At 63.1% G+C, this 3,050-nt stretch carries 4 protein-coding genes and 2 pseudogenes; 2 read left to right on the forward strand and 4 right to left on the reverse strand.

All coding sequences use genetic code 11. The features are described 5' to 3' along the window. A partial coding sequence (locus tag EN935_RS28855) for a CBS domain-containing protein (RefSeq protein WP_127373878.1) occupies window positions 1–695 on the forward strand: 695 nt, incomplete at its 5' end. Between the two features lie 162 nt (window positions 696–857). Then, window positions 858–1,739, forward strand: a pseudogene (locus tag EN935_RS28860) (AraC family transcriptional regulator). Window positions 1,740–1,794: 55 nt separating this feature from the next. On the opposite strand, the gene EN935_RS28865 reads toward EN935_RS28860, so the two are convergent. From EN935_RS28865 to EN935_RS42315, 4 genes and pseudogenes are all read right to left on the reverse strand, one after another. Further along, window positions 1,795–2,019, reverse strand: coding sequence for a ribbon-helix-helix domain-containing protein (locus tag EN935_RS28865; RefSeq protein WP_127265024.1), 225 nt, complete (start codon window positions 2,017–2,019; stop codon window positions 1,795–1,797). Further along, the gene (locus EN935_RS28870; protein WP_127265023.1) at window positions 2,016–2,213 is read right to left on the reverse strand and encodes a DUF4169 family protein; all 198 of its coding nucleotides are present in this window, start codon (window positions 2,211–2,213) and stop codon (window positions 2,016–2,018) included. Before EN935_RS28870 ends, EN935_RS28865 begins: the two co-directional genes overlap by 4 nt. A gap of 16 nt (window positions 2,214–2,229) precedes the next feature. Further along, entirely contained in the window at window positions 2,230–2,769 is a 540-nt protein-coding gene (locus tag EN935_RS28875) for an SspB family protein (RefSeq protein WP_109668138.1), read from the reverse strand. Window positions 2,770–2,887: 118 nt separating this feature from the next. Beyond that, window positions 2,888–3,050 (reverse strand): annotated as a pseudogene (locus EN935_RS42315) (TetR/AcrR family transcriptional regulator); the annotation flags it as partial.

The raw sequence follows: 3,050 nt of genomic DNA on the forward strand, positions 1-3,050 counted from the left end.
TGGCCATGGCCGCCACCATGGGCGGCACAATGCGCGCGCCGTTGACCGCCACTTTCTTCGCGGTCGAGTTGACCGGCAACACCCATGTGCTGGTGCCGCTGATCGCGGCCTGCGCGGCGGCGCACGCCGTCACCGTGCTCTTGATGAAGCGTTCGATCCTGACCGAAAAGATCGCCAGGCGAGGGCACCACCTCGTGCGCGAATATCGTGTCGACCCTTTCGCCCTGACCAGGGTGCGTGAGGTGATGACTTCGCAGGTCGAAAGCGTGCCGGCGACAATGACGCTGCATGGCGCGGTAGCCTTCCTGACCGCACCGGAGACGCGGCATCCGAGCTTTCCGGTGGTCGATGAAAACAGGCAGGTGCTCGGCCTCATCGATCCGCCGGCGATCCTGCGCTGGCGCCGTGCCGGCACCCACCGCACCACTACGCTTGGCGAATTGCTGGCCGGGAGCAAGGTGACGCTCGCCTATCCGGATGAGTATCTCGAAGGCCTTTCCGACAAACTGCTGATGGCCAACGTCTCCCATTTGCCCGTCGTCACCCGTGAAGGCTCGCAACTGGTCGGCTATGTCGGCTGGAAGGATCTGATGCGCGTGCGGTCGAGGAAGCAGGCCGAGGAGCGCGAGCGTTCGACCTTGCTTGGCTTCGGCACCAGACGCAGGAAAAAGGCAGAAATGGTCGAGGGCCTGTAGGCTGTAGACTCTCCAGCCGCAAACGCTCCCTTTCGCCGCTCGTCCATAAATTGCGCGTGCCCAGTCCTTGGCGATGTTCTGCGACCCGTGACAAAACCGCAAGATCGGTCGAGCACGTTATGGCCATGAGCGACTAGTTGGAGCCGCCACGGAGGAAGGACGATGAAGGCAGTGCTTCAGCACTACCATGTGCGGATGCAGCGAGTGTTGGACTACATCGACCGGCATCTTGGCAGTGATCTGGACCTGGAAACGCTGAGCGGTGTCGCGGCCTTCTCGAAGTTTCATTTCCACCGGCAGTTTAAGGCGACCTTCGGGTTGTCCGTGCATCGCTATGTTCAGCTTGCCCGTATGAAGCGCGCTTCGTACCGGCTGGCCTACAGAGACGCCCAAAGCGTCACGGACATAGCGATGGATGCCGGTTACGATGCACCGGATGCCTTCGCCCGCGCCTTTCGGCAACGGTTCGGACAATCGCCTTCGTCGTTCCGGAAGTCTCCCGACTGGGAGCCGTGGCTTGCGGCCTTCGGGCCTCTCGACAACGCTAGGAGCAAGCTCATGCAGAAGACTTTTGCCACTAACGACGTGACGATTCGCGATGTGGCCCCGACGCCGGTGGCGATCATGGAGCATCGGGGCGACCCGGCGACGCTCGGCGCCACCATCCAGCGGTTCATCGCGTGGCGCTAGGCCGCTGGCCTGTCGCCCAAGACAAGTCCGACCTTCAATGTCTGGCGTTCCGAGCGGCGTCCTGCGTCGCCTGCCGATTATAGCGTGGACCTTTGTGTCGGGACCGACCAACCGATCGAGGCGAACGGCGAGCAGATCAAAGCCGGCGAGATCCCTGGCGGACGCTGCGCGGTGCTGCGCGTCGTCGGCAACACCGACAATCTGGAGCCCGCCGCGCTCTACCTTTATCGCGACTGGCTTCCGGCCAGCGGCGAGGAAGCACGCGACTTTCCGATCTATTGCCAGCGGCTGGGCTTCTTCGCGGAAGTGCCGGAGCATGAGGCGGTCGCGGAACTGTATTTGCCGCTGAAATAGCGCCCTCCGACGGCGGCCTGTCCCATCCGATCGCGAGAAACGGACAGGTCGCTATCTAGAGATGCGTTCCGCGCTTCGCCCAATCGAGGACATGGAGCCTCAACGCCGAGGACAGGTTGGTGTCGCGAGGTCGTGTCTCGTCGACTTCGGCGACAAGAGCGGCGAGCGTCAATTGCCGCGCGGCCGCGATCGCGACGAGGTCGTCATAGAAGGGTTTTTCGAGCGAGTAGCTGGTGCGGTGACCGCGAATGGTCACCGAGCGCTTTTCGACCGTGCTCATTGACGGTCAGGGTCGCCGGGCTTTTCACGACGATGCCCGGCAACGAATTTTTCGCTGTTGTCGGCGACCAGGCGGTCGCGTTGCTTCTCTGTCTTGGAGCGGCCGTGCAGCGCGCGATTCTGTTCGGCGTCGCGCACCTTTTCGTCCCGCGCCTTCAGCTTGCGGGCTTGGCGGAGGTTGACGATGTCGGCCATGGCGTGAACCGCAGGCCTATTTCTTGCGGAAGGCGTCGAGCGAGACCACTTCGGCGCCCTTGGTGGCGGCGTCCGCCGCTGCAGGCTGCTTCTTCTCCGCCTCGGCGGCGGCCTTCTTCTCGGCCTTCGGCTTTTTCTCGGAGACGATGGTCAACGGCTCGGGCGTAGCTTGAGCGGCTGGTTCCTCGGCTGCTCCGTCCGTCTTGACGTCGAATTCGAGCTCGAAATTGACCGAGGGATCATAGAAGCCGCGTACGGCGGAGAACGGGATTTCGAGTTTCTCCGGTACGTCGGAGAAGGACAGCCCGACCTCGAAGCCGGTGTCGGTCACCTTCAGGTCCCAATACTGGAACTGGATGACGATGGTCATCTGCTCGGGATAGCGCTCGCGCAGCCGCGACGACACGCGCACGCCCGGCGCGCCGGTCAGGAAGGTGATGAAGAAGTGATGATTGCCGGGGAGGCCGGTACGCGCGACCTCGGCCAGGACTTTGCGCATGACGCCGCGCAACGCCTCCTGGGCCAGAATGTCGTAGCGGATGTGGTCGTCGGCCATGTGGCGGTCGGGTTCCGTTGAATCGTCCGCATAGCTGTAATCAAGCTTGAGGGCGGCGTAAACCTGATATAGACCGCCGCCGCACCGAGATGAGGACTATTGCCGACGATTTGATCGCTCAGGCGCTGGCGAGCGCGCTTTGCTTTTCAACCGATGTCGCGGAGCGGCGCTTGCCGAAGGCGCGCAGGAAGGTGCGCACGCCATTGGTCGCTGATTGCAGCACCTCGTCCTCGCGCGGCGAGCCGCCAAGCATGAAGGTCGTCTGCAGTTCGGCATTGACG

The organism is Mesorhizobium sp. M7D.F.Ca.US.004.03.1.1, from assembly GCF_003998635.1.
Taxonomy (GTDB): domain Bacteria; phylum Pseudomonadota; class Alphaproteobacteria; order Rhizobiales; family Rhizobiaceae; genus Mesorhizobium; species Mesorhizobium loti.